General features: G+C 70.9%; 14 protein-coding genes and 1 tRNA gene. 1 reads left to right on the forward strand and 14 read right to left on the reverse strand.

What is annotated here, in order from left to right:
* The 4 genes from FFS25_RS04225 to FFS25_RS04240 all read right to left on the reverse strand — a co-directional run bounded on the left by FFS25_RS04225 (window position 1) and on the right by FFS25_RS04240 (window position 5,496).
* Window positions 1-1,413, reverse strand: a complete 1,413-nt coding sequence (locus tag FFS25_RS04225; RefSeq protein WP_137802051.1) for a TIGR01777 family oxidoreductase — start codon at window positions 1,411-1,413, stop codon at window positions 1-3.
* Window positions 1,414-1,603: 190 nt separating this feature from the next.
* A complete protein-coding gene (gene betT / locus FFS25_RS04230) occupies window positions 1,604-3,916 on the reverse strand; it encodes a choline BCCT transporter BetT (protein WP_137802052.1) in 2,313 nt (770 codons plus the stop codon).
* Window positions 3,917-4,125: 209 nt separating this feature from the next.
* Window positions 4,126-4,881 carry a DsbA family oxidoreductase gene (locus FFS25_RS04235; RefSeq protein WP_137802053.1) on the reverse strand — a complete coding sequence of 252 codons (756 nt, stop codon included), beginning with the start codon at window positions 4,879-4,881 and terminating at the stop codon, window positions 4,126-4,128.
* A 36-nt stretch (window positions 4,882-4,917) separates the two neighbouring features.
* On the reverse strand, window positions 4,918-5,496 hold the full coding sequence (locus FFS25_RS04240) for a YceI family protein (RefSeq protein WP_058871400.1): 579 nt from the start codon (window positions 5,494-5,496) through the stop codon (window positions 4,918-4,920).
* 197 nt (window positions 5,497-5,693) lie between these two features.
* On the opposite strand from FFS25_RS04240, the gene FFS25_RS04245 reads away from it, so the two are divergent.
* A complete protein-coding gene (locus FFS25_RS04245) occupies window positions 5,694-6,116 on the forward strand; it encodes a YccF domain-containing protein (protein WP_058871401.1) in 423 nt (140 codons plus the stop codon).
* 105 nt (window positions 6,117-6,221) lie between these two features.
* On the opposite strand, the gene FFS25_RS04250 is transcribed toward FFS25_RS04245, so the two are convergent.
* From FFS25_RS04250 to FFS25_RS04295, 10 genes are all read right to left on the reverse strand, one after another.
* A tRNA-Leu gene (locus tag FFS25_RS04250) sits at window positions 6,222-6,298 on the reverse strand.
* A gap of 53 nt (window positions 6,299-6,351) precedes the next feature.
* Window positions 6,352-7,740 carry an NAD(P)/FAD-dependent oxidoreductase gene (locus tag FFS25_RS04255; protein WP_137802054.1) on the reverse strand — a complete coding sequence of 463 codons (1,389 nt, stop codon included), beginning with the start codon at window positions 7,738-7,740 and terminating at the stop codon, window positions 6,352-6,354.
* Window positions 7,741-7,871: 131 nt separating this feature from the next.
* The gene (locus tag FFS25_RS04260; protein ID WP_137802055.1) at window positions 7,872-9,281 is read right to left on the reverse strand and encodes a S8 family peptidase; all 1,410 of its coding nucleotides are present in this window, start codon (window positions 9,279-9,281) and stop codon (window positions 7,872-7,874) included.
* A gap of 59 nt (window positions 9,282-9,340) precedes the next feature.
* Complete coding sequence (locus FFS25_RS04265; protein ID WP_137802056.1) at window positions 9,341-10,333, reverse strand: Ppx/GppA phosphatase family protein; 993 nt, start codon at window positions 10,331-10,333, stop codon at window positions 9,341-9,343.
* A gap of 46 nt (window positions 10,334-10,379) precedes the next feature.
* Window positions 10,380-10,943 carry a DUF501 domain-containing protein gene (locus FFS25_RS04270; protein WP_375543934.1) on the reverse strand — a complete coding sequence of 188 codons (564 nt, stop codon included), beginning with the start codon at window positions 10,941-10,943 and terminating at the stop codon, window positions 10,380-10,382.
* A gap of 92 nt (window positions 10,944-11,035) precedes the next feature.
* Window positions 11,036-11,617: an FtsB family cell division protein gene (locus FFS25_RS04275; RefSeq protein WP_058871403.1), complete on the reverse strand. Its 582-nt coding sequence runs from the start codon at window positions 11,615-11,617 to the stop codon at window positions 11,036-11,038.
* Window positions 11,618-11,856: 239 nt separating this feature from the next.
* Entirely contained in the window at window positions 11,857-13,137 is a 1,281-nt protein-coding gene (gene eno, locus FFS25_RS04280; protein ID WP_137802057.1) for a phosphopyruvate hydratase, read from the reverse strand.
* Window positions 13,138-13,261: 124 nt separating this feature from the next.
* Window positions 13,262-13,960 carry a MazG family protein gene (locus FFS25_RS04285; protein ID WP_058871405.1) on the reverse strand — a complete coding sequence of 233 codons (699 nt, stop codon included), beginning with the start codon at window positions 13,958-13,960 and terminating at the stop codon, window positions 13,262-13,264.
* Window positions 13,957-15,222 carry an adenosine deaminase gene (locus FFS25_RS04290; RefSeq protein WP_137802058.1) on the reverse strand — a complete coding sequence of 422 codons (1,266 nt, stop codon included), beginning with the start codon at window positions 15,220-15,222 and terminating at the stop codon, window positions 13,957-13,959. The genes FFS25_RS04285 and FFS25_RS04290 overlap by 4 nt, the downstream gene beginning before the upstream one ends.
* Before the next feature lie 4 nt (window positions 15,223-15,226).
* Window positions 15,227-17,044, reverse strand: a complete 1,818-nt coding sequence (locus tag FFS25_RS04295) for a hypothetical protein (RefSeq protein ID WP_137802059.1) — start codon at window positions 17,042-17,044, stop codon at window positions 15,227-15,229.
* Window positions 17,045-17,091 lie beyond the last annotated feature (47 nt).

A 17,091-nucleotide genomic window follows, 5' to 3' on the forward strand; every position in this document is an offset into this window, starting at 1 on the left:
TCAGCTTCTCGGCGGCAGCGTCTCCCCCAGGGCGTCGGCCAGCTTCGGGTGGCGGAACGCGTGCCCGTGGGCCTCGAGCGCGGCCGGGCGCACGAGCTGGTCGGCCATCACGAACTCCTCGTTCGCCTGGCTCCCCAGCAGGAGCCTGGGCCCCAGCGCCGGGGTCGGAACGATCCGGGGCCGGTGCAGTGCGCGGCCGAGCTCGCGGGCGAACTCCCGCTGGCGCACCGGCTCCGGGGCCACGGCGTTCACCGGCCCCTCCAGCCCGCCGTCGACGACTGCCCGGGCGTAGATCCGGGTGAGGTCATCCAGCGAGATCCAGGACAGGTGATTGCGCCCGCCGCCCAGCGGGCCGCCGATCCCGGCCAGGTACAGCGGCAGCTGGAGCCGCAGCATCCCGCCCAGGCTCGTCATGACCACGCCCGTGCGGAGGCTGACCCGGCGCATGCCCAGGGCCTCCACACGGGCCGCCTCCGCCTCCCAATCGCGGCAGACCTCGGCCAGGAAACCGCCTCCCGAGGCCGAGCCCTCGACCAGCTGCTCGCTGCCGCGCTGGCCGCCGTAGTACCCGATCGCTGAGGCGCACACGAAGGCCTCCGGGCGCACGGAGGCGGGCAGCTGCTCGCACACGTCGGCGATCAGCCCGGTGGAGGACAGCCGCGACTCGCGGATGGCGCGCTTTCCGGATTCCGTGAGGCGGCGCGCGATGCTCGCTCCGCCCAGATGCACGACGACGTCCGCCCAGGCAACGTCCGAGGGATTCAGCTGCCCTGTGCCCGGGTCCCACGAGACCTCGTCCTCGCGCTGGGCCGCCCGCCGGACCAGTCTGCGCACGCTGTGCCCACCGGTCGAGAGCATGGCAGCGACCTGGGAGCCCACGAGCCCCGAGGCACCGCCGATCAGCACGTTGAGCCTGCGCCCTCCGCTGATCCCGTCGAGCTGCCCCTGGAAGTCCAGGTCCGCGCGCAGCTTGGTGGAGCGCGCGCGGAACGTGGCCTCCAGCGTGGGGCGCATGGCGGAGGCGACGAACCTCGCCCTCTCACCCAGGCGGCCCGGCAGCGGCTCGTAGGCGATCCGATCGGCGATCAGCGTCGCGCCGTCCTCATGCGCGGCGAAGGTGTGCGTGTGCTCCCAGCTGCTCAGCGGACCGCGCACCATCCGATCGACGAACGAGTGCTCCGTGGGGCCGGGCTCGTGCTCGCTGACGAACGGCACGCGCACCGACCCGGCGGTGCCCGGAGCGCTGGTGCGCAGGTGGGCCCGGGAACCCGTCGACAGCGGCGGCCAGGACTCCTGCAGCACCGTCTGGGCCCACTCGGGACTCAGCCGGGTCAGGGCTCCGCTGCGGCAGTGCCAGTCCCAGACGGTCTCCAGCGGATGCTCAAGGACCTCCTGATGGTGGAAGACCGCCATGTCGCACTCCTTCCGGCTCGGGTCATCGGCCACGGGGCCGATCCCCTCAAGTGTCCTCCGTGCGCGGTGACGGCGCCAGCCGCCGAGCCGTGGGCCGGCACGGGCGAGGCGATCCCGCAGATGACGCAGGCCCCCGCCCCGACGCGCGGCGTCGGAGCGGGGGCCTGTTCCCTGCGGGGCTCGGGAGGACTCAGCGGCGCTGATCCGGATCCGGGGCATCGGGCGACGGCATGGCCACCCGCGAGGAATCCGGCTGCGGGCCGGGCAGATCTCCGGGCACCGGCGTGAGGTCGTCTGCGGGATCCGTCTCCTGCGGAGGGGTCAGCACGGAGGCGGTCGAGTGCAGGGTCGAGTAGTCCAGGAACCCGAGGTGGGACTCGAAGCGGTCCAGGACGTCGTCGATGATCTGCTGGCGGGTCACGCCCATCAGGTCGTAGCCCTCCGAGCCCGTCTGTGTGAAGACCTCGAGGCGGAAGTAGCGCTCGGGGTTCTGGCCCATGCGCGCGCCCACCATGGGGACGTTCGTCTCCACGGCCGCGACCTCGTAGCGGAACGGGCGCTGATCACCCATGGCCACCTCGATCGACGACGACGGGATCTGGTGCCCGGTCAGCTCGTTGACCGCCATGGTGGCCTCGTAGCCCTGCTTCTCGAACTCATGGGCCACGTCACGCAGCGACGGCTGCACGGTGCCAGTCACGAACTCGACGACCTGGCGCTTGGACGGGTAGGAGCGCAGGTTGGCCAGGCGCTGGCGCCAGCTGCGCTCGGGGGCGTGGCCGCCGCTGGCGGCGGTGTTGGACCGACGCAGCTCACGGCCCTCGCGGTCGGCCTTCTCCATGCGCAGCGCCTTCAGGAAGGAAGCCATGAGCAGGTAGGCCACGATCGTCACCGGCAGGGCGAAGATCAGCGTGGCGTACTCCATGGTCGTCACACCGCCGGCGATCAGCATCGCGATCGTGAGGATCGCGGTGAGCACGGCCCAGAAGATGCGCAGCCACTTGGGGCCGTCGTCGGCGGGGTCCGGGATGGTCGAGGAGTAGTTCGACATGACCATGGCGCCGGAGTTGGCGGAGGTCAGGTAGAAGAGCAGCCCGGACAGCGTGGCCAGCCCGATCAGGAAGGTCGCCCCCGGGAACATCTCCAGCAGCGCATACCAGCCCTGCTCGGGGCTGTCCATGGACAGCTGGGCGAACTCCCCGTTGCCGTTGACCATGACCTCGTGCAGCGCGGAGTTGCCGAAGATCGTCACGATGAGGAAGTCGCACAGCACCGGCGCGGTGATCGCGGCGAGCACGAACTCGCGCAGCGTGCGGCCGCGGGAGATGCGCGCCAGGAACAGGCCCACGAACGGGCCCCAGGCCAGCCAGAAGGCCCAGAAGAACAGGGTCCAGGAGCCCATCCACTCCGCGCCGTCCGGGTTGTAGCCCATGGTCTGCAGAGTGCGCTCGGGCAGGGTGAAGATGAACCGGCCGATGTTCTGCACGATGCCGTTCATCAGGAACGCGGTCTGCCCGAAGATCAGGATGTAGACGAGCATGGCCGCAGCGGACCAGATGTTCAGCTCGGAGATGATGCGGATGCCCTTGTCCACGCCGGAGGTGCAGGCCGCGATCGTGAGCACCACGGCCACGATGATCAGTGCGATCTGCAACCCGAGCCCGTCGGGGATGCCGAACAGGGTCGAGAAGCCGACGGAGAGCAGCACCACGCCGATGCCCATGGAGGTGGCCACGCCGAACACGGTGCCGACCAGGGCGAAGATGTCGATGACATCGCCGGTGGCTCCGCGCACGCGCTTGCCCAGCAGCGGGTACAGCGCCGCGCGGATCGACAGCGGCATGCCCCAGCGGTAGGCGAAGTAGCCCAGGGCCATGCCGATCAGGGAGTACATGGACCAGCCGGCCACGCCGTAGTGGAACATGGTCCACACGACCGACTCCTCCGCGGCCTCGAGGCTGCGCGGGTCGCCGTCGATCGGGTGGATGAACTGCGTGATGGGCCCGGTCACCGAGTAGAACAGCATGTCGATGCCCACGCCGGCGGCGAAGAGCATGGCCAGCCAGGTGAAGAACTTGTACTCGGGGCGCGAGTGATCAGGTCCCAGGCGGACGGAGCCCTCCTTGGAGAAGGCCACCCACAGGACGAAGCCGATCACGAGGGTCACGGTCAGGACGTAGTACCAGCCCAGATTCTCGGCGATCCACAGCACGATGCCGTGCATGGTCTCCCGAGCGCTGTCCGGGGCGGCCATCGCGAAGGCGGAGAACGCCAGGATCGCGCACGCCGCGATCAGGAACACCACCCAGTTGACCTGCGGGCCCCTGTCCTGCGTCAGGGCGGAGTATCCGGCCGAGAGCTCCGAGGAGGAGACGGGGGCCCGCCTCTCCTCGCGCTTGGTCTCGCGCTGCTGGTCCTTGTCCGTGCCGCCGAGGCGCTGGCGGTCCAGCGGCGTCCGCTGTCCTCCTTCACGTGCTGTCTTCTCCTGCTCGGATTCGCTCACGCAGTGCTCCCTTCGCTGGATTCGAGTGCTCGGGTCGAACCGCAGGAGCGTGCGAGCGCCTCATCCAGAGGAGATCACGACTGCTATGGGGAGATTCCCAGGCAACTCCTACGAGTCGAGCAACCTGGTGATGGTATGGGGAATGTCTGGAAACAGCCAGGTATCCAGGTCGAGTGTGAGCGGCCTGTCCTGTGGATCAGCCCCGCCGGTCAGCTTGCGGGGCGCGGCTCGCTCGGGTCTTCGCCCGCACTGTCGGGGCTGGCCGCCTGGCCCGTCGCAGCGTTCGTGTCCTCGACGACGGCCGCCCAGGCACTGCGCAGGGCCTCCAGCAGCACCTCCGGCGGCTGCGCCCCAGAGACGGCGTATCGGGAGCCCAGCACGAAAAACGGAACGCCCTGCACTGACAGGCTGCGGGCCACCGTCAGGTCATCCTGGACCGCCTCTCGCCAGGTGCGCTCGTGCAGGGCGGAACGGGCCTGCTCGGGTTCCAGCCCGATCTCCGAAGCCAGGGCCACCAGGACGTCGATGTCGTCCAGGACCTTCCCTTCTGAGAAATAGGCCCGGAAAAGCCGCTGCATCATCTCGCGGCCCTTGCCTCTGGCCTGGGCGAAGTGCGAGAGCTCATGGGCCCTGCGGGTCGACGACGACTGCACCCGATCCATCGCGAAGTCGATCCCGACCTCGCGACCGCGCTCGATCACCGGATGATTCATCTGCTCGACCTGCTCGCGGCTCATGCCCTTGTGCTGAGCAAGCATCTCGAGCATGGGCATGGTCCGACCCTCCGGGAACTCCGGAGCCAGCAGGAAGGAGTGGTAGACCACGCGCACGGCATCGCGGTGCTCGAACTGCTCTAGCGCCAGCTGCAGATGCCGGTCGCCCAGGCAGCAGAACGGGCACATCACATCCGACCAGATGTCGATGCTCAGGGTGCCGGGCTCGGGTGCGCTCAGGGGAGAATCCATGTCCGGGACACTACCGTCGGCCGCGACGGCAGCCGCTCAGCCCTGCGGGGCAGAATCGGCGCCTGCGGGTGCATCCTTCACCAGGGAGAGCTCGAATTCGAGGGTGATCTTGTCCGAGACGAGCACGCCGCCGGAGTCCAGCGGGGTGTTCCAGGAGACGCCCCAGTCCTTGCGGTCGATGCGCCGCGAGCCCTCCAGGCCGGCCCGCAGCTGCCCGAACGGATCGGTGTCCACGCCCAGCAGCTCCAGCGGCACGGAGATCGTGCGGGTCACGCCCCGGATCGTGAGCTCGCCGGTGACGATGAACTGATTCTCGTCCACCTCATCCACCGCCGTGGAGTCGAACTCGATGGTGGGGTGCTGCTGTGCATCGAAGAAGTCGGCACTGCGCAGGTGGGCATCGCGCTGAGGACTGCGGGTGTCCACGCTGTCCACGCTCAGCACGACGCTCACTTTCGAGCGCGACATGTCCTCGGCGTCCAGCTGCGCGGTGCCCGAGACGTCGTTGAAGGCCCCTCGGACCTTGGTGACCATCGCGTGGCGCGAGGAGAACCCCACCCGGCTGTGGGTCGGATCGATGCTCCAAGTCCCCGTCAGTTCCTTCTGAGCGCTCATGTTCGTCTCCCCTGCCTGCGTCGTAGCTGCGCGGGCGACCAGACCCGCTCCCCCATCGTAGGACCGGGCCCCACCCCGATGGCACCTTATCGGTCCCCAGTTCAGGGGCGCTCATCTGCCCTGTGAACTGGAGCGATGCATTACCGGGCAGTCACGGGGACCCGCGGCCGCAGCGCCCAGTCGGCTAGTCTCGGTATATGAGAAGCCTCCTGTCATTCATCCTCAACATCATCTGGTTCCTGACCGCCGGATGGACCCTCTTCCTGGGCTACGCGCTGGCCGGGATCCTGGCCTGCCTGCTGATCGTGACCATCCCGTTCGGGCTGGCGTCGTTCCGCATCGCCGGCTTCGTGATCTGGCCCTTCGGCCGCGAGGTCATCACCACCCGGCGCGCCGGTGCCTTCAGCGGGCTCGGCAACATCGTCTGGTTCGTGATCGCCGGCTGGTGGCTGGCTCTCGGCCACGTCGTCACCGCAGTGGCCCAGGCGGTCACGATCATCGGCATCCCGCTGGCATGGGCGAACCTCAAGCTGATCCCCGTGACCTGCTTCCCCTTCGGGCGCGAGGTGGTCCCCGCCTCGCAGCTGCGCGCCCAGATGTACCCGGTCGCACGGGCCTGATCCCCGGCAATCTGCCGGTTGCTGACAGATGAGCACCCCCGTCAGCGCTGACGGGGGTGCTCATCTGTCACTGATCGGATGCGGGCCGTCGATCCGAGGGTCGGCTGGTGCCCCCACTGGGACTCGAACCCAGACTGAGCGGATTTTAAGTCCGCTGCCTCTGCCGATTGGGCTATAGGGGCTATGACAGGAGCCCCTCCCGCCGAGAGCGAGAGGGGCTCCTGCGCGCATCAGCTCAGAGCTTGACCTGCTTGCGCACGACCTCCTGGCCGGTGGCCGTCTCGAAGTTCAGGCGAGGATCGCGCACGTGGCGGATCTGGGTGGTGTTGCGCCCGAAGACCATATTGGCAGTCCACTCGCTGAGGATGCGGAACTTGCGGTCCAGAGTCGGCATGGCGTAGGCGTGGTAGCCGCGGTGCATGAGCCAGGCCAGGGGGCCGGAGAACTCGACGCCCTTGAGGTTGGCAGCACCCTTGTACAGGCCCAGTCCCGCCACGGTGCCGAGGCTCTCGTGGTAGTAGTCCTCCAGCGGCTTGCCCTCCCGAGCGGCCAGGATGTTCTTGACCATGACCTTCGCCTGGCGGATGGCGTGCTGCGCGTTCGGGACGCAGAAGCCGCCGGGGCCCTGACCGGACAGATCCGGAACTGCGGCGTTGTCACCGCCGGTCCAGGCGCCCGGGATGGGGCCGTCGTCGCCGGTGACCCGCAGGTCTGCTCCGGCGCGGACGCGGCCGCGGTCGTCGACGGGGAACGGGGTGTTCTTCTTGAACAGCGGGTTCGCCTGGACGCCAGCGGTCCAGATCAGGGTGTCGGCGTCGAACTCGCCGGCCGGGGACTTGTCCTGCATGTTGATCAGCTTGATGTGATCGTCCTCGGCGGATTCCAGCGAGGTGTTCAGCAGCACCTCCACACCGCGCGAGCGCAGCTCGGCCACGACCTTCTCCGCGCGGTCCTGGGAGACCTCGGGCATGATGCGCCCGGCCGCCTCGACCAGCACGAAGCGCAGGTCGGAGACCTTCACGCGCGGGTTGCGCTCTGCGGCCCTGCGTGCCGCGTCCTCGAGCTCGCCGATGGTCTCGATGCCTGCGAAGCCGCCGCCGACCAGCACGAAGGTCAGGGCCTTGCGGCGCTCCGGACCGTCCTCCATCTGGGAGGCGGCGCTGATCCGCTCGAAGACCCAGTTGCGCACCGCCACGGCTTCCTCGATGGACTTCATGCCGATCGCGGACTCGCCCAGCCCCGGGATGGGGAAGGCGCGGGTCACGGAGCCCGCGGCGAGCACGATCTCGTCGTAGGGGACCTCGAAGACGGGGCCGTCGTTGATGGAGGCCACAGTGGCCACGCGCTTGTCGTGGTCGATGCCGATGACACGGCCCGACAGCGACTCGGTGTCCTTGAGGAACTGCTGGAAGGGAGCCACGGCGGAGCGCGCCTCGAGGCTGCCGGCAGCGACCTCCGGGAGGAAGGGCAGATACATCATGTAGGGGTTCGGATCGACGATCGTGACGATGCCGCCGGACTCCTTGATCCGCTTCTGGAGCCCCTGAGCCACGTGGTAGCCCAGGTACCCGCCGCCCACGATGAGGATGCGATTACGGTCCTTTGCCAGGAAAGAGCTAGACATGGTTTCGAGTCTAGTCATAGGACGAGGCCGTCCTCGCCCCCGCTCCCCCGTGCGTCTCGAGAGTTCACGCACATCTCATCCGTCGCCCGGTCGGGAGCCCTCACGAGGGGCTCGCCGAGAGGTGCGGGGCCTCATCCGCGGCGCAGCAGCCAACGGATGTGCCGGACCGCCCCGATCGTGATCGCGGCGACCAGCAGCCCGAATCCGGCCAGCACGAAGATCGGCAGCATCCCGGTCGAGTTCAGCGGCTCGACGGGCTCCGGAGCCTCCGCCTCGACCGTCACATCCTCCGTCAGCGGCGGCCCGGAGGTCGCTGCCGAGGCGCTCGGCTGGCTGTCGTGACGGCGATGCACCTCGATCCACTGCTCCATGGAGCCCAGCGGAGAGTCCTCCATCTCCGGCAGGTCCGCGGTCACCGCCCGGTTCACGTCCAGGATCCCGTAGCCGTAGAGCGGGTCCTTGCCGGGCTCGCCCGCGTCCTCGGCCGAGGCCGTGATCCGGTGAGCCACCTCGTCGGCGCTGAGCTCAGGATGCTCCGAGCGGATCAGGGCTGCCGTGCCCGCCACGATGGGGGCGGAGGCGGAGGTGCCCGTCCAGCTGGCATAGCCGTCTCCCGAAGTGGCTCCCACGAGCTCCTCCGCCGGACCCGCCACCGAGATCGAGATCCCCTGCGACGACGACTCCCAGCCGGCCTGCCCGTCCTGATCCACCCCGCCCACGGTCAGCACGCTGGGGATGGTCGCCGGAGCGCCCACCTGCACCAGGCCGTTTCCGCGGTTGCCTGCCGCCGCCACGATCAGGACGTCCTTCTCCTCCGCGTAGGCGAACGCCGAGTCCCAGGACTCGGGCCAGGACTGCTGCGGGGAGCCCACGGACATGTTGATCACGTCGGCGCCGTTGTCGACGGCCCAGCGCACGGCGTCGGGGATCTGCTCGTCGGTCGAGCGCACGCCGGCCTCATCGGTTCCCAGCGCGGTCGACACGGCCAGGATCTCCGCCTCGGGGGCCACGCCGATGATGCCCTCGGCGTGACCGGCGCCGTGGCCGCGCCCGGCCGCGACGGAGGCGACCATGGTCCCGTGATCGGGATCCGCCCCCAGCGGCTCCTGGCCGTTCGCGGCCCCGATGCCGGAGACGTCCGCTCCCCCGGAGACGGCCCCCTCGAGGTCCGGGTGCGAGCCGTCCACGCCGGTGTCGATGATCGCGATCGTGGCGCCCTCCCCGCGCGAGGCCTTCCAGGCGTCGCGGACGCCGTACTCATCGAGCCAGTACTCGTCCGCGCGGGCCTGCGACTCGGAGATCTCGGTGGACTCGGCCGGCTGCGAGGGCTCCGGCACCGGCACGTCCGACGGGTCCGTGACCGGCACCGACGGCGCGGGGCCATCCGGCACCGGGGTCTCCTCGGTGGCCTGGACGGGGCCGGCGATGACCGCGCTGGTGAGCATCCCGCTCAGCACGACGGAGGCGCTCAGCGCCACGGCGGTGCGGACCGGGCCCCGCCCTCCATTGCCGGAGGTGCGCTCGGAGGCTGAGGGGCTCATGGTCAGGTCCTTCGTGGACTCCGCGAAGCGGATCCGGGTCGGCAGGCGCACCGGGGACGTCAGGCCAGCGGAGCCTTCTGGGGGATGGTGGACAGGCGGGACAGTGCGATGCCGTCCAAAATATCGTGCTCGCTCGTGGTGGCGGTGCTCACACGCCCGTCGGTGGCCTCGGCGATCCGCTGCAGCACGCGCCCCCACACCAGGGCGCCGCCGCCGATCACGTCGCCGCGCCCAGGGTGCATGACGCCCAGGGCGTCGCGCTGCTCCCGGGTCATGGCGGTGAGCTCGCGGCAGGTGCGCTCCAGATCGGAGATCGGCAGCTCGGCGCCGTTGATCCGCTGCTCGTCGTAGTCCTCCAGGCCCAGGGCCAGTGCGGTGATGGTGGTGACGGTCCCGGCCACGCCCACGATCTTCCGGGTCTGGCCCAGCGAGACGGTCAGCGCCGCGGAGTCCAGGGCGCGGTCCACATCCGCCAGCACCGCGCGCTGCTGCGCCTCGGTGGGCGGGTTGGAGCCCAGGTGGCGCTCGGTCATGCGCACGCATCCGATGTTCAGCGAGCGCGAGGCCAGGATCCCCGCCGAGCTGCCGAGCACGAGCTCGGTCGAGCCGCCGCCCAGGTCCACGACAAGCGTGCGATCGTCCTCGGACTCCGGAGCGGCCACCATGGTGGCCCCCGCGAAGGACAGGGCCGCCTCCTCCTCGCCCGAGATCACCTCGGGGGCCACGCCCAGGCGCGAGCGGATGCCGTCCACGAAGACGTGCCGATTGCCGGCGTCGCGCGTGGCCGAGGTGGCCACGAAGCGCACCGAGTCCACGGCGTGCTCATCGAGCAGGCGGGCGAAGCCGTCGACGGCCGCGAACGTGCGCTCCAGCGCCTCCTGGGCCAGCCAGCCTGTCGCATCCACGCCCTGGCCCAGACGGACCATCTCCTTGGTGCGCACGAGCTCGTTCAGCTCGATCTCGGCCGGGGAGGCGCCCACGGCGTCGTCGGCCGCCTCGGTGATCAGCAGGCGGATCGAGTTGGTGCCGCAGTCGATGGCTCCGACGCGCATGGGGGCTCCTCGGTGTACTCGGGCTCTTCAGGGGGTGGGGCGGTGCTCAGGACTCGCGCCAGGCGGGATCGCATCGGCAGATCTGCGGGGACCAGGTGTCGGCGATCAGCTCGAGCGTCTCGTCGCCGAGCAGGTTCACGCCGGGTCCCGCGGACAGCGAGTGTCCGACCAGCACGTGCAGGCACTTCACGCGGGTGGGCATGCCGCCTGCGGAGATGCCGTCGATCTCCGGGACCTCCCCCGAGCCGGCGATGGCGCCGATGCGCTCGCGCCGGGCCAGGTAGTCCTCGTGCGAGCGCTGGTAGGACGCCGCCAGCTGCTCGTCCTCGCCCAGGCGGTCGGTCATCCCGTACATGGCTCCCTCCGCCTCCAGCCGCGAGACGGCGGCCGTGATCACGGGGTGGGCCAGGTAGTAGACCGTGGGGAACGGCGTGCCGCCGGACAGCCTCGGAGCGGTGGCCGCCACGAGCGGGTTGCCGCAGGCGCACCGGGCCGGGATCTCCACCACATCGCGCACGGGACGGCCCAGCTGGCGGGCCAGCACCTGAAGGTCCAGCTCCTGCGGGCGGCGGTTGGCGGCCGTGGAGTTCAGGCCGCGGGGCTCGGCCACGTCCACACCGGCCGGGGCGATCCCGGAGACGGTCTGCTCCAGATCCGGGCGCGGCTGATCGCTGCTGGTGCTCTGCTCGCTCACGGGGGTCCTCACTCGGTGGTCTCGGTGGTGGGCGACGGCGAGGCGGACGGGTCCTCCTGCGCCTCGTCGAGCTCGGGGAAGCTGTCGGCGGAGTCCTCGGCGCGCTGCGGCCAGGCGGAGTCCTTGAGCGAGCCCCACAGGGCATCGGCCCAGGCCGGCCTGCTGGCGGACTCCTCGACGGCAGAGGTGTCCGCGGCCCCGGTGCCGACCTCGTCGGCGCCGACCACCAGGTAGGAGCGCTGCCCGGGCTCGACCATCATCAGCCGCTCCCCTGCCTGCTGCTCGACGTAGTCCGGGTTCTCCCACAGCTCGAGCTCGTCCTGCAGGGCATCCCGGTCGGCGGACTTCTCCTCGATGCTGGCCTCCAGCTCGGCGATCTCCGCCTGCTGGTCCAGGTAGATCTTGGTCGTGGGGGCGGCCAGGAAGACGATGAACAGCACGATCGCCACGACCCACAGCAGGCGACGGCTGCCCGACGACGTCGTGAAGCGTCTCAGGCTGCGCGCGGGGGCCTCGTCGCGCTCGGCCGGATCCGGCTCGGAGCCGCGCTCGGACCGCGGCGCGCGGTCCTCGGTGCGGTGATCGGACACGGATGCTGCTCCTGGCTCTGCGACGGTCTGCGTGCTCGGGGCGTCCCCTCCGGTGCGAGGGCTGCGGGACGCGCGTTCGACGAGCGAGCGGGCCCAGTCTAGTGGCACGCTCGGACCCCGCTCGGCACCGACGAGGCAGCGCCTGCCCCCGCGACGACGGACCGCCGCCGCCCTCCCGAGTCAGGAGGACGACGGCGGTCCATGTGCGGGCGGCTGCGTTCAGCCGTTCACCCGCGCTCTCAGGCCGAGAAGCGCGGGAAGGCCGAGACGCCGGCGTAGGAGGCGGCGTCTCCCAAGGCCTCCTCGATGCGCAGCAGCTGGTTGTACTTGGCCACGCGCTCCGAGCGCGCCGGGGCGCCGGTCTTGATCTGCCCGGCGTTGGTGGCCACGGCGATGTCCGAGATCGTGGTGTCCTCGGTCTCGCCCGAGCGGTGGGAGACCATGCACCGGAACATGTTGGTCTGCGCCAGGGTGATGGCCTCCAGGGTCTCGGTGAGGGAGCCGATCTGGTTGACCTTGACCAGCAGGGCGTTGCCGACGCCCTCGCGGATGCCGCGGGCCAGGAACTCGGGGTTGGTGACGAAGAGGTCATCGCCCACGAGCTGGACCTTCTGCCCGACCGAGGAGGTGAGCTTGGCCCAGCCGTCCCAGTCGTTCTCGTCCAGCGGGTCCTCGATCGAGACCAGCGGGTAGTCGGCCACGAGCTGCTCGTAGTAGGCCGCCATCTCATCGGCCGACTTCTTGCCGCCCTCGAAGGTGTAGGAGCCCTTGTCGAAGAACTCGGAGGAGGCGACGTCCAGCGCCAGCGCGATCTGCTCGCCCGGCTTGTAGCCGGCCTTCTTGATGGCGTCCATGATCAGGTCCAGGGCAGCGCGGTTGGACTCGAGGTCGGGCGCGAAGCCGCCCTCGTCGCCCAGCCCGGTGGACAGGCCGCGGTCCTTCAGCACGGACTTCAGCGCGTGGTAGACCTCGGTGCCGGCGCGCAGGGCCTCCGAGAAGGTGGCGAAGCCGATCGGGGCGATCATGAACTCCTGGATGTCCACGTTGGAGTCCGCGTGGGAGCCGCCGTTGAGGATGTTCATCATGGGCACCGGCAGCACGTGCGCGTTGGGGCCGCCCAGGTACTTGTACAGCGGGAGGTCAGCCTCCTCCGCCGAGGCGCGGGCCACGGCCAGCGAGACGCCCAGGATGGCGTTGGCGCCGAGCTTGGACTTGGTCGGGGTGCCGTCGAGCTCGAGCATGGCCTGGTCGACCAGGCGCTGGTCGGTGGACTCCATGCCGATGACGGCCTCGGCGATCTCCTCGTTCACGGCCTCGACCGCGCCCAGGACGCCCTTGCCCAGGTAGACGTTCTTGTCGCCGTCGCGGCGCTCGACGGCCTCGTGCTCACCGGTGGAGGCGCCCGAGGGCACCGCCGCGCGACCGAAGCTGCCGTCCTCGAGGCGGACCTCGACCTCGACCGTGGGGTTGCCGCGGGAATCGAGGATCTGACGTGCGTGGACGTCGATGATCATGGCCATGGAAGGTCTCCTTCGATCGGTGCTGCGGAAACGGGCCGAGGCGTCCCGCCAGGACCCGGTGCTTCTGCTGACGAGCCTATCGAGAAGGCCCTGTCACGAACATCATTATTGCCTGTGCTTCCGCTCAGTCCTGCGGGAGCCGTGCCGGATCGCGCTGACGGACCCACCGGGCGCTGTGCTCGCGCAGGGCGCGCTCGGCATCCAGTCCGTCCGACGAGGCCTGGCGCACCAGTTCGAACAGGGCCTGCCCCAGCTGCTCCTGAGTGCGCGGGCGGTCCTCGTCCGGCTCCGAGGGGCTCTGCGGCTCCAGTCCGTGGCGCCTGGCCTTCGAGAGGATCTTCTCGGTGCGCTGCAGGGCGGGAAGCCCCGGCGGCACGCCGTCGAACGGGCCGGTGCGCTGGGGCTTCTCGGCCCGCTTGAGCTCCTCCCACCGGGCGTGCAGGGCGGCATCGTCCGAGGCCTCGGCCCTCTGGCCGTCGGCGAAGACCTCGGGGTGACGGCGCACGAGCTTTTCGCTGATCCCCGCCACGACATCGTCGATGTCGAACCCGCCCTGCTGCGCGCTGCGCTCCTGGGCGATCCTCGCGTGGAAGACCACCTGGAGCAGGACGTCGCCGAGCTCCTCCACGAGCTCGTCGCGGTGGGCCTCCGGCCCGCCGGGGGCTTCGACGGCCTCGACGACCTCGTAGGACTCCTCGATCAGGTGCTTCACGAGCGAGGAGTGGCTCTGGCGCCCGTCCCACGCGCAGCCGCCGGGCGAGCGCAGACGGTCCATGATCGCCAGCAGCCGCTCGAAGGCCGCCCCCGATCCGTCCTCGCTCACCAGGTGCCCTCGGAGGCCTCGGCCTCATGAGCGGCCATCATGTCCCCCAGGCCCAGCGGGATGCCCGATCCGCGCACGGCGTCGAACTCCGCTCCGATCCGCGCCTCGAGGGCCACGCGCTGATCCAGCGGCAGGAAGGCCGACTGGGCCGCGCTGCGCTGCAGGGTCTCGAGGTCATCCAGCGAGAACCCGTGCAGGGCCACGAGCTCGCCGAGCTCGGTCGTGAGATCCGTGCCCGAGACCAGCCGGTTGTCCGCCCCGACCACCACGCGGAAGCCCGCACGGTGCAGGAAGCCGATCGGATGGCGCTGCGTGCCGGGGCCCAGGACGCGCACGAGGTTGTGCGGAGGGTTCCAGCCTGCGACCGCACCGGTCTGGCTGTTCGAGCGCGGGCAGACCTCCAGGGCGATGCCGCGGTCGCGCACCCACTGGGCCAGCTCGCCGAGCTCGATCGAGACGTCGTCGTCCGGGGCGTCCGACAGCGCCACGTCCTCGACCAGGCGCACGCCGTGGCCCAGGCGCAGCGCGCGGCCGTCGACCACCGCCGAGCGAAGGGAGTCCAGGCCGGCGCCCTCGCCCGCGTGCAGGGTGACGGGCACCAGACTGCGCGCCAGCAGGTCCAGGGCCTCCTGGTGCCGGCTGGGCGCGAAGCCCTCCTCCGACCCGGCCAGGTCGAAGCCCAGCACGCCGCCGGGCTCGTCCGGGGAGAAGCGCTCGATGGTCAGCTGCGCGATCTCGAGGCTGCGGTCGGCCTGGCGCATGGCGCACAGCAGCTGCCCGGCGGAGATCTCCAGGCCCTGCTGGGCGGCCGCGACCACGCCCTCCTGCAGGCCCTCGCTGACGGCGTCGACGGCCTGGCCGAGGCTCAGACCGCCGGCCACGTGCTGCTCGGGGGCCCAACGCAGCTCGGCGTGGATCACGCCGTCGGCGGCGAGGTCCTCGACGGCCTCGCGAGCCGCCCGACGCAGGGCCTCGGCGCTCTGCAGGACCTCGAGGATCACCGAGAAGGTCTGCAGGTAGCGCTCGAGCGAGCCCGAGTCCGCGGACTCGCGCATCCACTGCTCGAGCTCGGCGGCCGAGTCAGCGGGCGGCTCGGTCCCCGCGGCCTCGGCGAGCTCGGGCAGGGTCTGCGGGCGCAGGCCGCCGTCGAGATGATCGTGGAGGCTGATCTTGGGAAGGGAGCGCAGGACCCCGCCGGCCGAGCCGACGGGGTCCTGGCTCCCGCGCTGACCGGCGGGGCCGGTGCTCGGGATCTGGGTCATGGGATCAGTAGTTCCAATCCTGGAGGGCGTCGTTGACGTGCTGCGGGATGTTCGCCCCGGTGCGCGGGTACATGCGCAGCTCCTCGACGTAGTTCTGCGAGGGCAGGCGGTTCTCGTAGCGCACGAACGCCTCCTCGTCGTCGTAGTCGAAGGAGACCTCCGGGGGGATGCCCGGACGGAAGCGGAACATGATCGCCAGCGGGGCGCCCTCGCCCTCGACGTACGAGTCCTGCTTGAGGGCCTGGACCTGCAGGTCCTCCTCGGGGATCAGGTCGAAGGTCGAGCGCTGGTCCCAGAAGCCGCCCTGGCGCACGTGGGTCAGGGCGTCGTAGTAGGTGCCCAGCGTGCGCACGCGGATCAGCACGGTCGAGACGTCGCGGGCGGAGCCGTCGGCACCGAAGAGACGCTTCTGCGCGCCGGCCACGCGGCGGGCGATGTCCTTCTGCGACAGGACCTTGTTGCCCTGGGCCAGGTCCTCGCCGCCCGCTGCCTGCTCCGCGGCGCGGTACGACGGGGCCACATCGGCGCCGCTGGCGACCGTGGGGGCGCCGGAGCCGTCCCGGCTGGACACCGAGTGCGCGGCTGCCGCACCCGTGGGCGCGGCTGCCGGGGAGCGCCGGGCGCCGCTGTCATCGCGCCACTCGTCGTGATCGACGTGCGCCGGGATCTGCTCGCCCTGGGCCTGCGAGGCTGCGGAGGTGCCCGCGTGCTGCTCGCTCGTGCCCGAGCTCGCGGCGGACTGGTGGCCCGCCGTGCGCGCGACCGACTCCTGGACCTCGTGGTCCACCTCGATCGGCTCCTGGCCCTGCTGGCGGGGCGCGAGGTTGTCGACCGTGCCGTTGTCGGTCAGCTGGCCCTCGGGCACGCGCCGCTGCTCCGAGCCGGCGACGACGCCTGCCGCGCCGGCACCGGCCGCGGCGCCGGCGACGCCGGCACCCGCGGAGCGCTGCTCGGCCTCGACGGGGCGCGCCTCGGCGCCCGAGGTCTCGGATGCTGCTGCCTCGGTGCCCCGAGCATCAGCGGCCCGTGCCTCAGCAGGACGAGCCTCCTGGGTCCGTGCCTCGGGGGTGCGGGCCTCGGTGTCCTGGACGGTTTGCGGCTCGCGGCTCAGGGCCTCGGAGTCGCGGCGACGGTCCTCGCGGGACTCGGCGCCCAGGTCGCGCTGCTCAGCGGCGGGCTCGGCCGTGCCGGCCTGATCCTGCCCGAGCGGAGCCGACTGGTCGCGGCCGCCGGCGGCCGCAGCAGCTCCGGCACCGGCGCCGGCCCCCGCGCCGACACCCGCTGCGGTGGCCCCGGTGCTGGCGCCGCCCTGCGAGGAATCGCCCAGCGGGCCCTGCGCGGCGGCACCGGCCTGCGCGGAGCCGCTGGCGACCCGGTACTGCTCCGTGCGGTGCTCGGCGGCCGGGAAGTCGTAGTCCACGGTGACGGATCGGCCATCGGCCTCCGGTGCGGCCGCGGTGATCACGACGGTCTGCCAGGCGCCCGTGGACGAGTTCATGGACTCGGTGTAGAGGGCGGCGACGTCGTCGAACAGGGGCGAGGCCTGGTCGACCACGCCGGAATCGGTCTCCGGGGAGCCGTCGGCCGCGGCGCGCTCGGACTGGTAGCTCATGGTCGAGCCGCGCTGGACCAGGGTCAGCTTGGCGCGCTCGGCGCCGTCGACGAGCAGGCCGTCGACCAGGCTGCGCAGCGGGCCGGACTCCGGCAGCTGCTGGCCCGCGGCAGCGGTCTCAGCGCCGCGAGGCTGCGTCTGCTGGACATCCGCGTCCGCTGTGCGCGGCTCGCTCTCGGGGGTCTGCTTCCTGCTGAAAAGTCCCATCATGTCCTCCAGGTCGTCAGTCTCGTTCCGCCGGATCGGCGCACCGCCGG

It is taken from the genome of Kocuria sp. 2SI (assembly GCF_005502825.1).
Lineage (GTDB): Bacteria > Actinomycetota > Actinomycetes > Actinomycetales > Micrococcaceae > Kocuria > Kocuria palustris.

Coding starts and splice junctions, on each gene's coding strand:
- FFS25_RS04290 (WP_137802058.1), bottom strand. CDS start 15,222: ATGACCCAGATCCCGAGCACCGGCCCCGCCGGTCAGCGCGGGAGCCAG.
- FFS25_RS04225 (WP_137802051.1), bottom strand. CDS start 1,413: ATGGCGGTCTTCCACCATCAGGAGGTCCTTGAGCATCCGCTGGAGACC.
- FFS25_RS04240 (WP_058871400.1), bottom strand. CDS start 5,496: ATGAGCGCTCAGAAGGAACTGACGGGGACTTGGAGCATCGATCCGACC.
- FFS25_RS04245 (WP_058871401.1), top strand. CDS start 5,694: ATGAGAAGCCTCCTGTCATTCATCCTCAACATCATCTGGTTCCTGACC.
- FFS25_RS04235 (WP_137802053.1), bottom strand. CDS start 4,881: ATGGATTCTCCCCTGAGCGCACCCGAGCCCGGCACCCTGAGCATCGAC.
- FFS25_RS04265 (WP_137802056.1), bottom strand. CDS start 10,333: ATGCGCGTCGGAGCCATCGACTGCGGCACCAACTCGATCCGCCTGCTG.
- FFS25_RS04295 (WP_137802059.1), bottom strand. CDS start 17,044: ATGATGGGACTTTTCAGCAGGAAGCAGACCCCCGAGAGCGAGCCGCGC.
- eno (WP_137802057.1), bottom strand. CDS start 13,137: ATGGCCATGATCATCGACGTCCACGCACGTCAGATCCTCGATTCCCGC.
- FFS25_RS04255 (WP_137802054.1), bottom strand. CDS start 7,740: ATGTCTAGCTCTTTCCTGGCAAAGGACCGTAATCGCATCCTCATCGTG.
- FFS25_RS04260 (WP_137802055.1), bottom strand. CDS start 9,281: ATGAGCCCCTCAGCCTCCGAGCGCACCTCCGGCAATGGAGGGCGGGGC.